An 18,801-nucleotide genomic window follows, 5' to 3' on the forward strand; every position below is an offset into this window, starting at 1 on the left:
ATCTTATTTCCCCACTACCTGAATCACGATCAGGATCATCAGCAACACCACTACACCGAGTGACATACTTGATGCGTATTCACGCAATGAACCTGTTTGACGTGAGCTGGTGAAGCTATGACCACCTTTAACAATGGCAGGAAGCACTAACCACAGGCCGTCAATCGGATCACGACCTAAAATTTTCGCGATAAGCAAATATGGTTTCACAAATACGATGTTATACAACGCATCAAAACCAAGTGCATTACGGCAGATATTAGCAAGGCCAGCACCGAATGAAGTACGGGCAAAACCTTTCACTGCGTTGTAGGCAAAGACAAATAATACGATACCTACCACAAGACCAGCCAGTGCAATACCCACAGCAGTATATTCAGCGCTATGCATACCATGCATTAAATGTTCATCAACAATAAACGCAGGAATTTTCGCAGCATTTAAGATTGATTCAACCGGTGCTTTCAGGAAGTAAGCCAGACCAGTTGAAAGAACAGCAAGGATTGCCAATGGTGCCCAATACGTCGCACCTTTGATTTCGTGATACGGCGTGTTTTCTTTATCAAAGAATACAACCCAGATTAAACGGAATGTATAGATTGACGTTAAGAAAGCACCTGCTACACCTGTCCAGTATAAGCAGTCATAAAGTGCAATACTTTGACCTTGTACCCAAACTGCACCAAGGATGGCATCTTTAGAGAAGAAGCCGATGGTCAAGAATGGAATTGCAGCCAACGCACCGCCACCAATCGCGAAGCAGGCAAACAAGAATTTGTTATGTTTGAACAAACCACCCATTTTGAAAATGTTTTGTTCGTGGTGGTAAGCCAGAATCACCGCACCAGAAGACAAGAACAATAATGCCTTGAAGAATGCGTGTGAAAGCATGTGGAACAGACCCGCCTGGTATGCTTCAGCACCCACCGCCATAAACATATAACCGAGCTGACTCATGGTTGAGTAAGCCAGGATACGTTTGATGTCGGTTTGAACCAATGCAGCAAAACCGGCCACAATCAATGTTACTGCACCAGTGATCGAGATGAACATCATCACTTCTGGTGTCATTTCAAACACGGAGAACATACGGCAGCACAGGTAAACACCTGCGGTTACCATTGTTGCCGCATGGATCAATGCAGAAACAGGTGTAGGACCTGCCATTGCATCGGCCAACCATGTCTGTAGTGGAATTTGCGCAGATTTACCGGCAGCACCCAGGAACAACATTAATGATGTCCAGATTGCAAGTGAATGGTCACCCGCCAATACTTGAGGTGCATTGGCCACGATTGTACCAATATGCAAAGTACCGAATTGTTGGTATAGCAAGAATAAAGCGATCAGTAAGAATACGTCACCAATACGCGTTACGGTAAATGCCTTGATTGCTGCAAAACCATTTTCCGGGTTTTGGTAGTAGTAACCGATCAGCAAGTAAGAGCAAAGACCTACGCCTTCCCAACCCAGGAACAATAACGCCAGGTTATCGCCAAGAACGAGCAGCAACATGCTGGCAACGAACAGGTTGAAGTAAGAGAAGAAACGTGCGAAGTCTTCTTCACCGCGCATGTACCATGAGGCGAAGATGTGAATCAGGAAACCCACACCGGTGATCATGCCGGTCATCAGCAATGACAGGCCGTCCAGGTGCAGGCTCATGCCCGGTGCAAAACCGCCGACATTGAACCAGGTCCAAAGATGTTGAACCTGAGCTACTGAACCATTGTCTACAAAGCCCATGCCGGCAATCAATGCAAATAAAGCAGATAAACCGACTGAACCGACACCAATAATGGCTGCTACATTTTCAGGAAGCTTATTGCGCCCCGCCGCCAAGAGGACAAAGCCAATGAGCGGAAATAAAATTGTTAAATATAAATAACTCATCCGCGCATCTCACTAGCAGCATCCACATCCAAATGATGGAAGCGATGGTAGAACTGAAGGACGATCGCAAGACCAATACAAGCCTCTGCAGCAGCAAGGGTCAAGATCAGGATGAACATGATTTGTCCATCTGGCTGTAACCATGCACTACCCGCAAGAACGAACGCAAGTGCTGCTGCGTTCATCATGATTTCAAGGCTCATCAACATAAATAATAGGTTGCGTCGCACCATTACACCGTAAAAACCCAGTGCAAAAAGAATGGTTGCAACGATTAAACCGTGTTCTAAAGGAATGTTGCCCATTATTCTTTTTCCTCTTTTGCACTTGGTTCACGTTTACCTAAGTGGAATGCTGCAACGAGGGCTGCAAGCAATAACATTGCGGCAACTTCGACCAATAGTAAGTAGTGAGTAAAGAGCGCTGTACCTACAGCTTTAGGTCCCACAACTTGAGTGCCCATTACAGGACCTGCCGTTGTGTAATCCGAACCAAGCATCCAAACCAGCACCAAGCCCATCAGGAAACTCATCAATGCTGGATATGCCCATGCAGAAGACGTCAGCCATTTACGTTCCTGTTCAACCGTATGTTGACCAAGATTCAGCATCATCACCACAAACACGAACAACACCATGATCGCGCCGGCATAAACGATAATTTCTAGTGCGCCAGCGAATGGCGCACCAACGATCATGAACATCCCTGCTACTGCAAGGAGGGACACGATCAGGCTTAATAAAGCATGCACAGGATTCGCGTTAGTCACCACACGAACCGTAGAAACAATGGCCACGAGTGCCATCAAATAAAATGGCCACATCATGGTAATAAGCTCCGTACGTCAACAGGCGCACTTTCACGTTGTGCTTGACCTTTATCTTTACCTGTCACTGCCATACCGGTTACACGGTAGAAGTTATAGTCAGGATATTTACCAGGACCTGAAATGAGCAAGTTCTCTTTTTCGTAGACCAAGTCTTGACGAACGTATTCACTTAACTCGAAATCTGGTGTCATTTGAATTGCTGTCGTTGGACAGGCTTCTTCACACATACCGCAGAAAATACAGCGCGAGAAGTTGATACGGAAAAACTCCGGATACCAGCGACCATCTTCTTTTTCTGCTTTCTGTAAAGAAATACAGCCAACCGGACATGCAACCGCACACAGGTTACACGCCACGCAGCGTTCCTCACCATCCGGGTCACGTGTCAATACAATACGACCACGGAAACGCGGCGGAACAATTTGTTCAGCTGGCACTTCTGGATAAAGAATAGTGTCACGTTTACGTGTCACGTGGCTGAACACCATCCACAATGAACGTACGATTGACCCGAATCCAGCTAGAATTTTATACATTTTGTACTCCCTGCTGTCCTAGGCCTGATTCATCAGAATCACAGCACCAGTCACCAACAAGTTGACCAACGCCAATGGCAAACAAATTTTCCAACCAAAGTTCATCACCTGGTCATAACGTGGACGCATTAAAGAACCACGAGCCAAGACAAACATCATCACAAAGAATGCTGTTTTGATAATGAACCAGAATACTGGTGGAATAAATGGAATTTCTAGGTTAAATGGTGCTAACCAACCGCCAAAGAATAGAGTGACGATCAATGCTGAAATAAGAACCACGTTGACATATTCTGCAACGAAGAACATACCCCATTTCATACCGCCGTATTCGACGTGATAACCTTCCGCCAATTCTTGTTCAGCTTCCGGTTGGTCAAATGGGTGACGGTGAGTTACCGCAACACCTGCAACAATAAAGATAATGAAACCCAGGAATTGTGGAATCACAAACCATACATCGCGTTGTGCTTCAACAATTTCACGCATGTTGAATGAACCGGCAATTGCCACCACACCCATCAGCGAGATACCCAGGAACACTTCATAAGAAATGGTTTGAGCCGCAGAACGCAGACCACCCAATAACGCATATTTGTTATTTGAAGACCAGCCACCGAATAGCACGGCATATACTGCAATACCAGCCATTGCCATAAAGAACAACAGGCCGATGCTCATGTCTGCTACGCCCATAGTCGGACTTACAGGAATCACCATGAACGACAGTACCGCAGTTGCCATGGCAACTGCAGGTGCTAAACGGAAAGTCAGTTTGTCAGCAAACTTAGGTGTCCAGTCTTCCTTGAACATGATTTTCAGCATGTCGGCAACGATCTGGAACATCCCCCCGGGACCAACACGGTTTGGACCATAACGGTCTTGCCATAACGCAAGTAAACGACGTTCGATGAATGACATCAACGCAGCGACAAGCACCACTACAAGCAAGATTACAATCGCTTGAACAACTGAATAAGCAATTGGCCAGTTCTCAGCCCATAGCGGTGTTTGACGTATAATTTCTTGATTCATGAATTACACTCCTACCGCGACGGATACAGGCTCTGCAAGTGACACCGTTGGTGCAAGACCAACCGGATAACCGATATAACCTGTCGGCAAATATTCGATCACTTGAACTGGAAGGCTGATTGTCGCTTCACCTGCTTTCACAGTAATTTTTTGACCATCTTGAACGTTTAGGCGCGCAGCATCTTGCTCACCTACTGCAAACATGGCTTCAGGAATACGCGATTCCATGGCCGGAGTTTTTACAGTAAATTCACCAGAAGCAAAGATGTGATGCATAGGTACCAAACGGAAGCTTTCAGCATTTGCAAGTACTGCTGCTGGAGCTACGAATGTACGTGCAGGACGTTTAGCCAAACGATCGAATAAACGAATGCCTGAATCACCGCCTTTTAAGTGGCCACCTACGTTATCCTGGAATTTGTTCCAGGCTTGTGGAGAGTTCCAGCCTGCAGACCATGCAAACGGAACCAGTGATGATGGGGTTTCATTACCCACATAACCTTCCATAGAGAATGTTAATGCAGAATCGACATCGATTGGCTGTTTAGGCTCATGCACCGAAAGCGGAGCACGCATTGCGGTACGACCTGAGTAACGACGTGGTTCACGTGCAATCTTCAAGCCATGGATACGGTAACCCGCATCTGGTGCGACATCTTGAATGGCTTCAAGCGCAGGAACATTTTTCACGACGGATTCAATGACATCATCCAGCAATGTCCAGGAAATCGCTTTGCCTTTCACACCGGTTTCAATGGCATGTAACCAGCGCCAGGATTCTTTGATCGCCAGTTCAGGTTTGTAGTAACTTGGGTCATACACCTGATAGAAACGCTGTGCACGGCCTTCTTGAGATACCACAGTACCATCACCTTCCGCGAAGCTTGCAGCAGAAAGTACAATGTTTGCTTTCTTCACAGTTTCAGTTTCAGAGTGATCCAATACAATCACGTCTTTACCCGAAAGTGCAGCATTGACTTGTGCAGCAGGTAAACGGCGGTAAAGGTCATTTTCCACAATCACAACTGTGTCATAGTCTTGTGCAAATGCTTGCTCCAGGCTTTGACCACCGAAGATTGCCAAGCCCATTGAGTTTACTTCAGGAACCGTCAATGTAAGACCTGCATTTGAACCTAAGTTCTGAGCCACTTGTGCAGCAGCTTCCATAATGGCAGCGTCTTGTAAGCTTGTACCAGAGATGATCAATGGTTTCTTCGCAGCTTTTAAAGTGTCAGCGATGGTTTGTGCAAATGCTTTCGCATCGTCATCAAGACCTGTAACCACTTCACCTGCAACTGCCGCAGCAACAGCAAAACCTAAACGTGCGATATCGTTTGGAGATGCCACTACTTCACCTGTCGCAACGTCAGCTAAACGCGTTTGAGTCGCAGCAAGAATGTAGATTGGCGATTTGGCATCTTGCGCAATACGCTGTACCGGTTCAGCCAGCCATTCCTGGGTACGGCGTTCTGCCGCCATTTCTTTGGCTTTGTTTTTCGCAGCCTGGCGAACAGACAAGGCCATACGTGGCGCAGTTTGAGTTAGATCTTCACCGAGAATTAATACTGCATCGTAACTTTCAATTTCACGCATGGTCGGGTTATAAACACCCTCGGTTTGCATGATTGAAGCTGCAAGTTCAACCAGATTTTGCTCTTTTTGAGACATACCGGTTGAGTAGCTGTCTTGACCTACAAGTTCGCGAAGCGCGAAGTTCGTTTCAAGCGATGCACGTGGTGAACCAATACCCAGAACTTTTTTGCCCTGGATTTTCTCAATGACGGTATCAAGTGCTGTATCGACTGAAACAGTCGTTACGTTTGCACCATCACGGAATTGTGGCTGACGTGGACGGTCTGCACGGTTCACATAACCTGTACCAAAACGACCTTTGTCACAAAGGAAATATTGGTTAACGTCACCATTGAAACGGTTTTCTACGCGACGCAGTTCGCCATAACGCTCACCCGGAGAGATGTTACAACCTGAAGAACAGCCTTGGCATACGCTTGGCGCATACTGCATGTCCCACTTACGGTTATAGCGTTCTGAGTGAGTTTTGTCTGTAAATACACCAGTCGGACATACTTCAGTCAAGTTACCCGAGAATTCAGATTCTAAAGTACCTGATTCTGGACGACCGAAGTAAACACGTGATGCGTTTGCATACACGCCAAAGTCTGTACCGCCAGCATAGTCTTTGTAGTAACGAACACAACGGTAACATGCGATACAACGGTTCATTTCGTGGGAAATGAATGAGCCTAGCTCCTGGTTGTAATGCGTACGTTTGGTGAAACGGTAACGACGACGGTCGTGCTGTGTCATCACGGTCATATCTTGTAAATGACAGTGACCACCTTCTTCACAGACTGGACAGTCGTGCGGGTGGTTGGTCATCAAGAATTCAACAATCGAAGCACGGAAATCTTTGGCTTCTTTGTCTTCAATCGAGATGTAGGTATTGTCAGATGCAGGCGTCATACATGACATGACCAAACGGCCACGCGTATCTTCTGGATTCGCGTATTGAGTCACGGCACACTGACGGCAAGAACCGACAGAACCTAAGGATGGATGCCAACAAAAGTATGGGATATCAATGCCAAGACTCAAACATGCTTGTAGCAAGTTTTCCGAGCCGTTGACTTCATACGATTTGCCATCGACATGAATTGTAGCCATAGTCGAATTCCTTAAGCTTGTTCTACGGAGCTAACTTGAGCGGCGGCATTGACTACCTTCGCTTCAAATTCGCCACGGAAATGTTTGAGTGCGCCCATAAGCGGTTCCATCGCACCAGGTGCGTGAGCACAGAAAGTCTTACCAATCCAAAGCTTACGAGTCAGTTCTTGTAAGTGATCGATATCTTCTTTCTTGCCTGTACCATCTTCCAGTGCTTTAAGCGCTTTCACCGCCCAAGGTAAACCGTCACGGCAAGGTGTACAGAAACCGCATGATTCGCGTGCAAAGAATTCTTCCAGGTTACGTGTTGCTGAAACCATACATTGGGTTTCATCAACAACCATGAGCAAACAGGTACCTAAACGTGAACCTGCTTTCATGATGCTTTCCGCATCCATAGGAAGATCGATATGCTCGGCAGCCAGGAAGTCAGTCGATGCACCACCCGGTAACCATGCTTTCAGCTTTAAGCCGTCACGCATACCACCGGCATGCTCTTCGATCACTTCACGTGCAGTGGTACCAAATGGAAGTTCCCAAAGACCCGGGAATTTCACCTTACCTGATGCACCGTAAATTTTGGTACCTGGATCTTTTGATTTACCTTCAGATAAACCGATATACCATTCTGGACCACGCAGCATAATGGCTGGCAAGTTGTTGTAGGTCTCTACGTTGTTGACAATCGTAGGACGGCCCCAAGCACCTGCAACTTGCGGGAATGGCGGTTTGGTACGCGGATTGGCACGACGGCCTTCAAGCGAGTTAATCAATGCAGTTTCTTCACCACAGATATAACGGCCCGCACCGGTATGCACATGCAATTCGAAATTCCAGCCAGTTCCGAGGATGTTATCCCCCAGGTAACCTTTGGCACGAACTTGCTCAAGCGCTTCGTTCAGATACTTCGCAGCTTCGATATATTCACCACGAATGAAGATGTAACCTTGAGTTGCTTCTAAGGTATAAGCAGCAATCAGCATGCCTTCAATCAGTTGGTGTGGAAGATCTTCCATCAACAAACGGTCTTTGAAGGTACCTGGTTCCATCTCATCGGCATTACAAATCAGGTAACGTGGACCCGAGTTGTCATTCGGCGCCATCAACGACCATTTAATCCCTGCCGGGAAACCCGCACCACCACGGCCTTTTACAGTCGCCGCTTTAATGACTTCAAGCACTTCTTTCGGTTGCATGCCAATCGCTTTTTTAAAGCCGGCATAACCTTCCAGCGCTTCGTAATCATCGGCATTACGAACATTGGCTTGTTTGCTTAAACGCCATGTTAATGGGTGAGTTTCCGGGTTACCGTCGCCATAAATTGGTTTTGGTTCAGTATTCATACATACTTCTCCAAGAGCTGTTTAACCGAAGTCACTTCAACCAGACCATGAGTATCTTCATCAATCATTAAGGTTGGACCTTTGTCACAGTTACCTAAGCAGCAGATTGGCAGCAAAGTGAAACGACCATCCGCTGTGGTTTGGCCAAACTGAATGCCCAATTCACGCTGGAAGGCTTCTGCCAAAGTTTCCGCACCCATCAAGAAACATGCAATCGAGTCACACAATAAAATTACGTGACGACCGACCGGTTGACGGTAAATACGGTTATAGAATGTCGCAACGCCTTCTAAATCTGCAAGGCTCATGCTCAGCATTTGAGCAATTGCATTCATTTGTGCGTCGTCTACCCAGCCATTACGGCGTTGTACACATTTCAGCGCATCCAGACATGCGGCACGCGGGTACGGGTAGTGGCCCATGTGATGTTCAATTTCATGGATTTCGTCCGCAGTTAAAATCCCTTCAACATTCACACGTGGCTTTTTATCAGTCAAAATCATCATAATGCGTTTACCCCTTAGCGATCCACGTCAGCCATTACGACGTCAATTGTCGCTAAATAAATGATTAAGTCAGATACTAAACTGCCATTAATCACAGAAGGCATTTGCTGTAAATGCGTGAAAGTTGGTGTACGGATACGGGTACGATAACTCATGGTTGACTTGTCTGAAGTCAGGTAGTAGTTAGACGCACCTTTCACCACTTCCGCCATCACAGATGCTTCACCTGCAGGCATTACAGGACCCCATGACACGCTTAAGAAGTGTGTAATCAAGGTTTCAATATCTTGTAATGTCTTGTCTTTTGGTGGTGGAACAGCCAGTGGATGGTCTGCTTTGTACGCACCAGAAGGCATGTTGTCCAAGCACTGCTTGATGATTTTCAGTGACTGTTCGATTTCACGGAAGTGAACGATTACGCGCGCGTAAGCATCGCCTTCGTATTCAACCGGCACGTCGAAGTCGTAGTTTTCATAACCACTATAAGGACGGTATTTACGTACGTCGAAGTCAATACCTGTAGCACGTAAACCAGTACCTGTTACACCCCAAGCCAATGCCGATTTTGCATCGTATTGCGCAACATTACGGGTACGGCCGACAAACACCGAGTTTTTCAATGCCGCTGTGTAGTACTCGTTCAGACGTTTTGGCATCCAATCAAGTAATTCACGAACCAACTTATCCCAGCCATTTGGCAAGTCATGTGCAGTACCGCCAATACGGAACCATGCCGGATGCATACGGTAACCGGTAATCGCTTCTACGATGTCATAAACTTTTTGACGGTCAGCAAACATATAGAATACTGGGGTCATACCGCCGGCATCCTGAATTGCAGTACCGATATATAACAAGTGGTTATTGATACGGAACAATTCAGACATCATGACGCGGATACATTGTGCACGGTCAGGAACAGTAATTCCCGCAAGTTGCTCCACACCCATCACATAAGGCATGTTTTGCGCACAACCACCCAGGTAGTCAACACGGTCGGTATACGGAATGAATGAATGCCAGGTTTGACGCTCAGCCATCTTTTCCACACCACGGTGGTGATAACCGATATCCGGCACACAGTCTTTGACTTCTTCGCCGTCCAGCTGCAAGATCACACGGAACGCACCATGCGCAGATGGATGGTTAGGACCCAGGTTCAGGAACATGAAGTCTTCATCGGCGTTACCGCGTTTTAGGCCCCAGTCTTCAGGAACGAAACGAAGGTGTTCCTGTTCAAAGTCCTGCTTCGCCTGGTTCTGCATATACGGGGTATATTCAGTCGCACGTGCAGAATATTCTTTACGCAGCGGGTGACCTTCCCAGTATGTCGGCAACAAGATACGACGGAGCATTGGATGCCCTTCGAAGTTGATGCCAAACATGTCGTAAGCTTCGCGTTCGTACCAGTTGGCATTTGGCCAGATGTTGGTTGCAGTTGGAATGTTGAGATCGCTCTCACCCAAGGCAACCTTAATACGAATATCAGCATTACGCTCTAGCGACAACAAGTGATAGAACACAGTGAAGTCCGACGCAGGCAAACCGTCACGGTGAGTACGCAAGCGCTCATCTACCGCAGACAAGTCGAACAGCATCACGTAAGGACGTTCTACTTTCCGCAAGAACATGAGGACTTCTTGCACACGTGCGCGCTCAACCCAGACTGTTGGAAAGTCTTCAAAAGTCGTTTGCACAAAGAAGTTCTCACCAAATTTGGTTTTGAGCTCTTCTATAATTGCAAATGCTGGGCGTGAATCAACTGGTGTTGATTCTGGCATAGCAATGTCAGTTTCAGCCATTGGCTTGGCTTCCTATTTAATACAAATTCAGTCAACCTTAAACGACAATTACACCCAGACCGGGTGCATCAATATTTTGTCGCTCAGATTATTTAATTTCATCCATAGAGCGTAAGTTTTTCACTGCAATACGTTCAGCATTCTTACGGTCACGTTCTGGCTGCATCTTTGGCTTATACACTGGCTGAAGATCATCACCAATCACCGCTGAAAGTGGACGGCGCTCTAATTGAATTTGGTCTTGTAACAACATTAATGCTTGCAATAATGCTTCAGGACGTGGCGGACAGCCCGGGATGTACACATCGACAGGGATGATTTTATCCACACCTTGTACAACCGAATAAATGTCGTACATACCACCCGAGTTTGCACAAGCACCCATTGAAATCACCCATTTAGGCTCTAACATTTGCTCGTATAAACGCTGGATTACAGGTGCCATTTTCACGAAGCAGGTCCCTGCAACGATCATTAAGTCCGCCTGACGTGGCGAAGCACGAATAACCTCGGCACCGAAACGCGACATATCATGCACACCCGTCAAAGTGGTTGCATATTCTACGTAACAGCATGAAGTACCAAAGTTAAAAGGCCATACAGAGTTTTTACGGCCCCAGTTTACAGCTGTATGCATTACATCCTCTAAACGAGTCATGAACACATTTTTATTCACTTCTTCTTCAAGCGGATCGGTAACGATTTGACGCTCTTGAAGTGGATATTGATCAGCATCCGGATTCGCACGGGTTAATGTATATTTCATTCCCGGGTTACTCCTTACTAGATGATGTAGTCGCAGATTTTTTCACACGACCAGATGATTGAGCTGGAATCTGACCTGTAGGGTCAACAACCAACTCTTCAATAGAATTGAAGCGTGTAATGTCGGCAAGGTTCATATTCGGTGAACCCACTTTCGATTTCATCACTGCCGCTTTGAGACGATCGGTTGGTGCCCAGTTTAATGCCCCTACAGCAATGGCATAAATCAAAGCAATCAATAAATCGACCACAAAAATCACAACGGTGGTAAAACCGAACCAACCTACTTCACGAACTGATGTAGCCCATGCGTAGAGATACAGTGCTTCCAGGTCAAATACCACAAAGAAAATAGCAACCAAGTAGAACTTTGCAGACAAGCGGATGCGTGCTCCACCCGCACCTACTACACCTGACTCAAATTGCTCTTGCTTTGCACGGCCCCATGATTTACCCCCAAGGAGTAAAGGAACTGTGAGCATAAAGACACAAAGAAATGTAACGCCGATCACGAAGGCAATAATTGCCCAATCGTATGGAGTAATGGCACTCATGCGGGGATAACTCCTGGCAGGCCTAATTTATTAACAAAGAATGTATGTATTGGCCTTCAAATACACCAAACACAAAATTAATCCCGCCAATTGTACCTGATTTATGATTTCACTTGCTAGCTTATAAGCCTTAGTCTTTTGGATGATTTTTTCGGCATTCCTGCTTTTAATTTGCATTTATTCCTTTACAGCACACCTTAATCGTTTTATTTAATAAAAACGTTTATTTTTATTAAATTTTCTCACATTAAGATTTTTTGAGGAAATCTTGCCCATTTATTTTTCAATCTAAAAATGCATTATTGCTGAATATTCTATCAATTTTAAAAGCCCAGTTTATTTTGAGTATTTATTTAAAAAATGATTGGAACCACGAGAATTGACTAAATTTTATACCGAATTAAAAATAAACTACCCTTCTTTGCTTTATAAGCTACCTCATATTTTTTGCATAAGCTGCTTTATTCTTGTGGCTTTTTTGCAACACTTTGACATGCGTTTAACAGTTTGTGATATTTGTATTTAAAACTCAAAAAGTGAATAGACAGGAGAAACTATAATGACATTAAAATATGCCCATGAATCTGAATATTTCTTCTTTGCACAACTGTTAGTGCACCATGTGGAAAGATACATTGATAAACACCCAGATGCACGTGATGCCATTTTTGACCTGCGTGATATTTATGATCTTTTTCGCCAGGACTTTGCCTCCACCACCACCAATCTCGAAGCTATTTTAAACGTTGCCGATGAATACAGAGTCGAAACATTAAATGGGGACCAGAAATTGATTAGCCATTATGCAATTGACCCCAAAAACAATTCTTTGCTGCTAGATTTTAATGCCGATGCCCTTGCCAGTTTAAAACAGGGAAAAAGCCTGATTGAACCAGATGCCACCAGTCATGAATAAAACTAAAAAAGCACCGGATTCGGTGCTTTTTTATGAGCTAAAATTCTGTATTTAAGATCCCGTCTTTTACAACATGGGCTTTCTTTTTGGTTTTATTAAAGCGTTGCGCAGGCCATGACATGGTGAAACGTGCCCCGCCTAAAACCGGGCTTTGATCAACTTCAATTTTCCCGCCAAACCAGTAAGCAATACGGCTCACAATGGACAGGCCCAATCCATACCCTCCAGAAGCACGGGTACGGCTATCATCCAGACGGGCAAAGGCTTCAAAGATACGCTGACGCTCCTCCTCGGGAATACCGGCACCGTCATCCTCCACCTGGACATAGGCCAGTCCTGCATCATTGATGCCACCACTGACAATTACTTTATGATCACAATAGCGAACTGCGTTGCCGACCAGATTTTGCACCACACGATGCAAGTAACGCCGCTCGGCATCCACCACTATACTAATGGGTGGCGCTTTGAGTTCAATTTCTTTTTGAGTTTTCAGTGCTTCGGTTTCAATCACCACCTGATCCAGCACTTCAAACAGTACGATTTTTTCAAAATCTAAAGATGGTGTGCCCTGCTCCAGTTTTGCATAGGTCATAATTTCATCAATCAAGGTATTGAGCGCTTCAATATCCTTATCAATCTGTTCGACCTGCTGCAGACGATACTCATAGTCATCTTCTTCGGCCAGCATTTCCATGCCGAAACGAATGCGCGCCACAGGCGTACGCAATTCATGCGAAACTGCTCGCATCAGCTCGCGCTGCGCTTCAATCAAACGCTGAATATGATCGGACATACTGTTGTAATTGGTCGCCAGGCTAGCCATTTCATCAGTACCATCGACCGGCAAACGCAAGGTCATGTCACCCGATTTCATGCGATGCAAGGCGTAATTCACCTCGCGTAAGCGACGCTGCATAGGCACCAGCAAGCCATACACCCCAAGGCTTAACACAAACAAACTGAGCAAGGTAATGCCTGCAGCCAACTGGAAAGGCATCCAGTTAAATAATGGGACAGGTCCTAAAACCAGCACCTCGGAAGGTGAGCTGGGCATAGGCGAAACAATCGAGATGGTGGTACCCCGAACCGAAGCATTGTCACGGTACAGAATAATACTGTGATCCAAGCGAAGCCGGCCGATTTGTTCGGAATCAAGCGGCAGGTTTTGCACTTTTTCAATGGCAATAGGATAAGAAAAATTCGATTGAATTTTGGCGAGATATTCTTTTTCCTGCCCAGGGTAATACACCAGATAATCCAGAATAAAAATCGGCAAGGCTTTCATCTGGCGCTCACCTATTTTATTCACTTTCACATACAGCAAATGCCGGGGATCATCCTTCAGGCCAAGAATGATATAGGCAATGGAATTTTCTGCATCGTAACGGACGGCTGCTTTACGCTCTTCAATCCGTTTTCTCTCGGTACGGGATAAATCCACCTTAGCTGCATCAACATAATAAATCGGCAACTCAAGCAAATCAGATGCATCAGAAATCCAGTCTTTTTTCTGCTGTTCATTCGGCTGTCGGGCAATCCCTTCGCTAATAATATAGGAAATTCCGTCGGTTAAAGATTCACGATACTCTTGCGCACGCTGGTAATTGATGATTTGTACCAACAGATAGCCAAATAAGGCGACCAAGGCCACTAAAATCACCAACCCCGCATAAATGCGCAAGAATATACTGTGTTTAAACACGAAGCTGTCCTATAAAATTAGCAGGCAGACATTAAAGACCGGTTTCTTTAACGAACAAATATCCTTTACTACGTACCGTTTTAATACGTTTTGGATTTTCAGGATCATCGCCAATTTTTGGACGTATACGTGAGATACGTACGTCAATTGAACGGTCCTGACCGTCATATTCAATACCGCGCAAACGCTCAAAAATATCTTCACGGGAAAGAATACGACCCGCATTTGAAGCCAGCAGCCATAACAGGTCATATTCAGCGCTAGTGAAGTCGACCAATTCGCCATTCAAAGTTACTGATCGACCACCATTATCGATGACAAGATCATCAAATTCTATACGTTGAGCCACTTCATCTTCAGGAGCCTTGTCTGTACGGCGCAGCAAGGCACGGATACGGGCAAGCAACACGCGGGGTTGAACAGGTTTGGCGACGTAGTCATCCGCACCCATTTCCAGACCCAACACCTGGTCCATGTCTTCAGTACGTGCGGTCAGCATTAGAATTGGCTGATGATAATGTGGACGTACTTCACGACAAATGGTTAAACCATCCGCACCCGGTAACATGACATCAAGTACCACCAAATCCGGTTGTTCAGCAATGATACGACGGATTGCACGATTACCATCAGGTTCTACCCCAACTTCCAATCCATTACGGATAAGGTATTCTTGAGTCAAACGTGCAAGACGTTCATCGTCTTCAACAATTAAAATTTTAGGTAACTTTTCTTCTTGGCTCATAAAATGCCCCTTTATATTGGATTAAGGTATCCTTAAAAATCCATTGGATACGCTTTAATATATTCAGCAATATACACACGTTTACATTGTAAACAAGATACCGTTCACCAAACTGATACATCAAAGTAGCATTTTGTTATATTTTTTTTAAACATTGAATTTATTGAAATTTTCATATTCCAGTGATTTTCACACAAATTTAAGAAACATTTAGTTACAAAATGTCTATTTTTTAATCCACGCTGCTATTTGCACAGTTTCTGACTAGTTAGCTCATTTCTTTTAAGTTATCCACAATGTTATCTATAAGCACATTTTTTTAGCTTTGTTATGCTATGCCTTGCCTGATAAGGCTTATAGAAAAATCAATAAAAATAGCAATATTTTTACAGAGATTAATGCATGTACTAAGAAAAATATTTAGCAAAATGTCAATATTGATCTACCCTAAATTTTCCCGTATCTTGTGTTCAATTAATTTTAAAACCACTAGGTCTTGTGTTTATTCCTCAAATACTGTGGCATAAAATTTGCCCAGTTCAAACGGTCCATAAACATAAAAATAGATGACAATGGAGCTATGCTAAATGAGCGTAATCACTTCAACTCCTGGCCAACTTCAGGTGATTAAACGCACCGGTGATGTTGCCACTTTTGACGCAGAGAAAATTTCTGTAGCGATTGGTAAAGCTTTTTTGGCTGTAGAGGGCCAGCAAAGTGCTGATTCTAGCCGTATTCATGATCGTATCGAGCAATTGACTGAAATGGTGATGAATACGTTTAACCGTCGTTTACCGTCAGGCGGCACGATTCATATTGAAGAAATTCAAGACCAGGTTGAACTTGCGCTCATGCGTACAGGTGAACAAAAAGTTGCACGTGCGTATGTCATCTACCGCGAACAACGCTCTGAAGCACGCAAACAGACTGGCGCTCATCACCATCCGACTTTACAAGTGACTGCTGCCAATGGTCAGCTTAAACCGCTTGACCTGGGTGCACTTGAAGCACATGTGGCAAAAGCAGCTGAAGGTCTGGAAGGCATTGACGTTAAAGCCATTGTCGATGAAACCGTAAAAAACCTGTATAACGGCGTAAAAGAGTCCGACATCTCTACAACAATGATGATGGCGACGCGTACCCGTATTGAACAAGAACCCAACTATACTTATGTGACTGCTCGCCTGCTTCGTGACAATCTTGTGGCAACCGGTTTGGAGTTCCTGGGTTTAAGTACTGACACTCTAGAAAATGACGCTTTAGAAACCTTCCTGAAAAAAGGTGTAGAGCTGGATCTGTTATCAGCAGATCTATTGAATTTTGATCTGGCAAAACTGGCAGCAGCGATTCAGCCAGAACGCTCGAACCAGTTTACCTATTTAGGTCTGCAAACCTTATTTGACCGTTACTTTATCCACTCTGACGGCATCCGTTTCGAATTACCGCAATTGTTCTTTATGCGTGTGTCGATGGGTCTTGCGTTAAATGAAGATGACAAAGAAGCACGTGCCATCGAATTCTATAACTTGCTGTCCAGCTTCGACTACATGGCATCTACACCTACCCTATTCAACTCTGGTACTTTGCGTCCACAGTTGTCGAGCTGTTACTTAACAACCATTGCCGATGACCTTTATAACATTTATGGTGCAATGCGTGACAACGCGATGCTGTCTAAATGGGCTGGCGGTTTAGGTAATGACTGGACCCCAGTTCGTGCCTTGAACTCATACATCAAAGGCACTAACGGTAAATCTCAAGGTGTTGTACCGTTCCTGAAAGTTGCCAACGATACGGCTGTTGCGGTAAACCAGGGTGGTAAGCGTAAAGGTGCAGTGTGTGCATACTTAGAAACCTGGCACCTGGACATCGAAGAATTCCTGGAACTGCGTAAGAACACGGGTGATGACCGTCGTCGTACCCATGACATGAACACTGCAAACTGGGTTCCAGACCTGTTCATGCAACGTGTCTTTGAAGATGCTGAATGGACATTGTTCACGCCATCTGAAACGCCAGATCTTCACGATTTAACCGGTCAGGCATTTGCTGAACGCTATGCTTATTACGAAAGCATTGCCAAAGAAGCTGACATGCTGCACAAGAAAGTGCGTGCCAAAGACTTGTGGCGCAAAATGCTGTCTATGCTGTTTGAAACCGGCCATCCTTGGATCACATTCAAAGACGTATGTAACTTGCGTTCACCGCAACAACACGTAGGCGTGGTGCATTCATCTAACTTGTGTACTGAAATTACCTTAAATACCAACCAAGACGAAATTGCGGTATGTAATCTGGGTTCGATTAACCTGGTACAGCACGTTCAAGGTGGTGTATTAGACCGTGAGAAGTTGGCACGTACCGTAAAAACAGCCGTTCGCATGCTCGACAACGTGATCGACATCAACTACTACGCTGTTCCGCAGGCAAAAAATTCTAACCTGAAACACCGTCCGGTCGGTATGGGTATCATGGGCTTCCAGGATGCTTTATATGAAATGAAACTGGCTTACGGTTCTGATGCTGCGGTTGATTTCGCTGACGAATCTATGGAAGTCATTTCTTACTACGCGATTCAAACCTCTAGCGACCTTGCACTTGAACGTGGTGCTTACGAAACATTTAAAGGATCACTTTGGGATCAAGGCATCTTGCCAATCGATTCTTTAGACATCGTGGCGAAATCACGTCCAGAACGCATGTTTGAAGTTGACCGTACACAACGTCTGGACTGGGACACTTTACGTGCCAAAGTTCAAAAAGACGGTATGCGTAACTCGAACGTAATGGCGATTGCACCAACTGCAACCATTTCAAACATCTGTGGCGTGTCTCAGTCGATCGAACCGACGTTCCAGAACCTGTATGTAAAATCCAACCTTTCTGGTGAATTCACAGTGATCAACCCGTACCTGGTACGTGCGTTAAAAGATCGCGGTCTTTGGGATTCAGTGATGGTGAACGACCTGAAACACTTCGAAGGTTCTGTTCAGAAGATTTCACGTATTCCTGAAGAGCTTAAAGCGATTTTCGCAACTGCGTTTGAAGTTGAACCACGCTGGATTGTGGATGCTGCATCACGCCGTCAAAAATGGATCGACCAGGCTCAGTCGCTTAATCTGTACATCTCTGGTGCAAACGGCAAGAAACTTGACCTGACCTATAAAATGGCATGGTTACGTGGTCTTAAAACAACGTATTACCTTCGCGCATTGGGTGCAACTTCTGCCGAGAAATCGACTATTAACACCGGCGCATTGAACGCAGTTAAACCTGCCACTATTGCAGCACCTGTTACTGCTGCGGTAGCACCTGAAGTGAAAGCTGAAGCAACTGTTGAAGAAGATTTCGCTCAAGCAGCACCAGTGCCAATGGCATGTTCAATTGACAACCCGGATTGTGAGGCTTGTCAGTAATTTAAGCTTATACAGCTAAATTGAGATAATGATGATTACTAACATGACAACATGTTGTAAGTCAGATATCT

15 protein-coding genes are annotated in these 18,801 nt (G+C 45.1%); 2 read left to right on the forward strand and 13 right to left on the reverse strand.

All coding sequences use genetic code 11. From position 1 onward, the window contains the following. Window positions 1–3: 3 nt before the first annotated feature. The 11 genes from nuoL to ndhC all read right to left on the reverse strand — a co-directional run bounded on the left by nuoL (window position 4) and on the right by ndhC (window position 11,948). Window positions 4–1,893, reverse strand: coding sequence for an NADH-quinone oxidoreductase subunit L (nuoL, locus tag BLP85_RS04135; protein ID WP_092818849.1), 1,890 nt, complete (start codon window positions 1,891–1,893; stop codon window positions 4–6). Continuing rightward, window positions 1,890–2,198, reverse strand: a complete 309-nt coding sequence (gene nuoK / locus BLP85_RS04140) for an NADH-quinone oxidoreductase subunit NuoK (RefSeq protein WP_004651041.1) — start codon at window positions 2,196–2,198, stop codon at window positions 1,890–1,892. Before nuoK ends, nuoL begins: the two co-directional genes overlap by 4 nt. Further along, entirely contained in the window at window positions 2,198–2,716 is a 519-nt protein-coding gene (gene nuoJ / locus BLP85_RS04145) for an NADH-quinone oxidoreductase subunit J (RefSeq protein WP_171259646.1), read from the reverse strand. The genes nuoK and nuoJ overlap by 1 nt, the downstream gene beginning before the upstream one ends. Continuing rightward, window positions 2,716–3,258, reverse strand: coding sequence for an NADH-quinone oxidoreductase subunit NuoI (gene nuoI / locus BLP85_RS04150; protein ID WP_092818850.1), 543 nt, complete (start codon window positions 3,256–3,258; stop codon window positions 2,716–2,718). Before nuoI ends, nuoJ begins: the two co-directional genes overlap by 1 nt. An 18-nt stretch (window positions 3,259–3,276) precedes the next feature. Next, entirely contained in the window at window positions 3,277–4,293 is a 1,017-nt protein-coding gene (gene nuoH / locus BLP85_RS04155; protein WP_086174878.1) for an NADH-quinone oxidoreductase subunit NuoH, read from the reverse strand. Window positions 4,294–4,296: 3 nt separating this feature from the next. Next, window positions 4,297–6,978, reverse strand: coding sequence for an NADH-quinone oxidoreductase subunit NuoG (nuoG, locus tag BLP85_RS04160; RefSeq protein WP_092818851.1), 2,682 nt, complete (start codon window positions 6,976–6,978; stop codon window positions 4,297–4,299). 11 nt (window positions 6,979–6,989) lie between these two features. After that, window positions 6,990–8,321 carry an NADH-quinone oxidoreductase subunit NuoF gene (nuoF, locus tag BLP85_RS04165; RefSeq protein ID WP_092818852.1) on the reverse strand — a complete coding sequence of 444 codons (1,332 nt, stop codon included), beginning with the start codon at window positions 8,319–8,321 and terminating at the stop codon, window positions 6,990–6,992. Continuing rightward, window positions 8,318–8,827: an NADH-quinone oxidoreductase subunit NuoE gene (gene nuoE / locus BLP85_RS04170; RefSeq protein WP_092818853.1), complete on the reverse strand. Its 510-nt coding sequence runs from the start codon at window positions 8,825–8,827 to the stop codon at window positions 8,318–8,320. The genes nuoF and nuoE overlap by 4 nt, the downstream gene beginning before the upstream one ends. Before the next feature lie 14 nt (window positions 8,828–8,841). Continuing rightward, a complete protein-coding gene (gene nuoC / locus BLP85_RS04175; protein ID WP_092818854.1) occupies window positions 8,842–10,629 on the reverse strand; it encodes an NADH-quinone oxidoreductase subunit C/D in 1,788 nt (595 codons plus the stop codon). 88 nt (window positions 10,630–10,717) lie between these two features. Continuing rightward, window positions 10,718–11,395, reverse strand: a complete 678-nt coding sequence (locus BLP85_RS04180; RefSeq protein WP_086199188.1) for a NuoB/complex I 20 kDa subunit family protein — start codon at window positions 11,393–11,395, stop codon at window positions 10,718–10,720. A gap of 7 nt (window positions 11,396–11,402) precedes the next feature. Further along, window positions 11,403–11,948 (reverse strand): NADH-quinone oxidoreductase subunit A, encoded by a 546-nt coding sequence (gene ndhC / locus BLP85_RS04185; RefSeq protein ID WP_086199189.1) that lies wholly within the window; start codon window positions 11,946–11,948, stop codon window positions 11,403–11,405. A 559-nt stretch (window positions 11,949–12,507) separates the two neighbouring features. Between ndhC and BLP85_RS04190 the strand changes: the two genes are divergently transcribed. Next, entirely contained in the window at window positions 12,508–12,864 is a 357-nt protein-coding gene (locus tag BLP85_RS04190) for a hypothetical protein (protein WP_092818855.1), read from the forward strand. A gap of 37 nt (window positions 12,865–12,901) precedes the next feature. Here the strand turns inward: BLP85_RS04190 and bfmS are convergent, their stop codons facing one another. Beyond that, window positions 12,902–14,569, reverse strand: a complete 1,668-nt coding sequence (gene bfmS / locus BLP85_RS04195; protein WP_092818856.1) for a sensor histidine kinase BfmS — start codon at window positions 14,567–14,569, stop codon at window positions 12,902–12,904. 31 nt (window positions 14,570–14,600) lie between these two features. Next, window positions 14,601–15,314 (reverse strand): response regulator transcription factor BfmR, encoded by a 714-nt coding sequence (gene bfmR / locus BLP85_RS04200; protein WP_086196042.1) that lies wholly within the window; start codon window positions 15,312–15,314, stop codon window positions 14,601–14,603. Between the two features lie 587 nt (window positions 15,315–15,901). On the opposite strand from bfmR, the gene BLP85_RS04205 reads away from it, so the two are divergent. Then, on the forward strand, window positions 15,902–18,730 hold the full coding sequence (locus tag BLP85_RS04205) for a ribonucleoside-diphosphate reductase subunit alpha (RefSeq protein ID WP_092818857.1): 2,829 nt from the start codon (window positions 15,902–15,904) through the stop codon (window positions 18,728–18,730). Window positions 18,731–18,801: the final 71 nt, after the last annotated feature.

The organism is Acinetobacter kookii (assembly GCF_900096895.1).
Taxonomy (GTDB): Bacteria; Pseudomonadota; Gammaproteobacteria; order Pseudomonadales; family Moraxellaceae; genus Acinetobacter; species Acinetobacter kookii.

Coding starts and splice junctions, on each gene's coding strand:
- nuoC (WP_092818854.1), bottom strand. CDS start 10,629: ATGGCTGAAACTGACATTGCTATGCCAGAATCAACACCAGTTGATTCA.
- nuoK (WP_004651041.1), bottom strand. CDS start 2,198: ATGGGCAACATTCCTTTAGAACACGGTTTAATCGTTGCAACCATTCTT.
- nuoG (WP_092818851.1), bottom strand. CDS start 6,978: ATGGCTACAATTCATGTCGATGGCAAATCGTATGAAGTCAACGGCTCG.
- nuoL (WP_092818849.1), bottom strand. CDS start 1,893: ATGAGTTATTTATATTTAACAATTTTATTTCCGCTCATTGGCTTTGTC.
- nuoH (WP_086174878.1), bottom strand. CDS start 4,293: ATGAATCAAGAAATTATACGTCAAACACCGCTATGGGCTGAGAACTGG.
- BLP85_RS04180 (WP_086199188.1), bottom strand. CDS start 11,395: ATGAAATATACATTAACCCGTGCGAATCCGGATGCTGATCAATATCCA.
- BLP85_RS04190 (WP_092818855.1), top strand. CDS start 12,508: ATGACATTAAAATATGCCCATGAATCTGAATATTTCTTCTTTGCACAA.
- ndhC (WP_086199189.1), bottom strand. CDS start 11,948: ATGAGTGCCATTACTCCATACGATTGGGCAATTATTGCCTTCGTGATC.
- nuoJ (WP_171259646.1), bottom strand. CDS start 2,716: ATGTGGCCATTTTATTTGATGGCACTCGTGGCCATTGTTTCTACGGTT.
- bfmR (WP_086196042.1), bottom strand. CDS start 15,314: ATGAGCCAAGAAGAAAAGTTACCTAAAATTTTAATTGTTGAAGACGAT.
- nuoI (WP_092818850.1), bottom strand. CDS start 3,258: ATGTATAAAATTCTAGCTGGATTCGGGTCAATCGTACGTTCATTGTGG.
- BLP85_RS04205 (WP_092818857.1), top strand. CDS start 15,902: ATGAGCGTAATCACTTCAACTCCTGGCCAACTTCAGGTGATTAAACGC.
- nuoE (WP_092818853.1), bottom strand. CDS start 8,827: ATGATGATTTTGACTGATAAAAAGCCACGTGTGAATGTTGAAGGGATT.
- nuoF (WP_092818852.1), bottom strand. CDS start 8,321: ATGAATACTGAACCAAAACCAATTTATGGCGACGGTAACCCGGAAACT.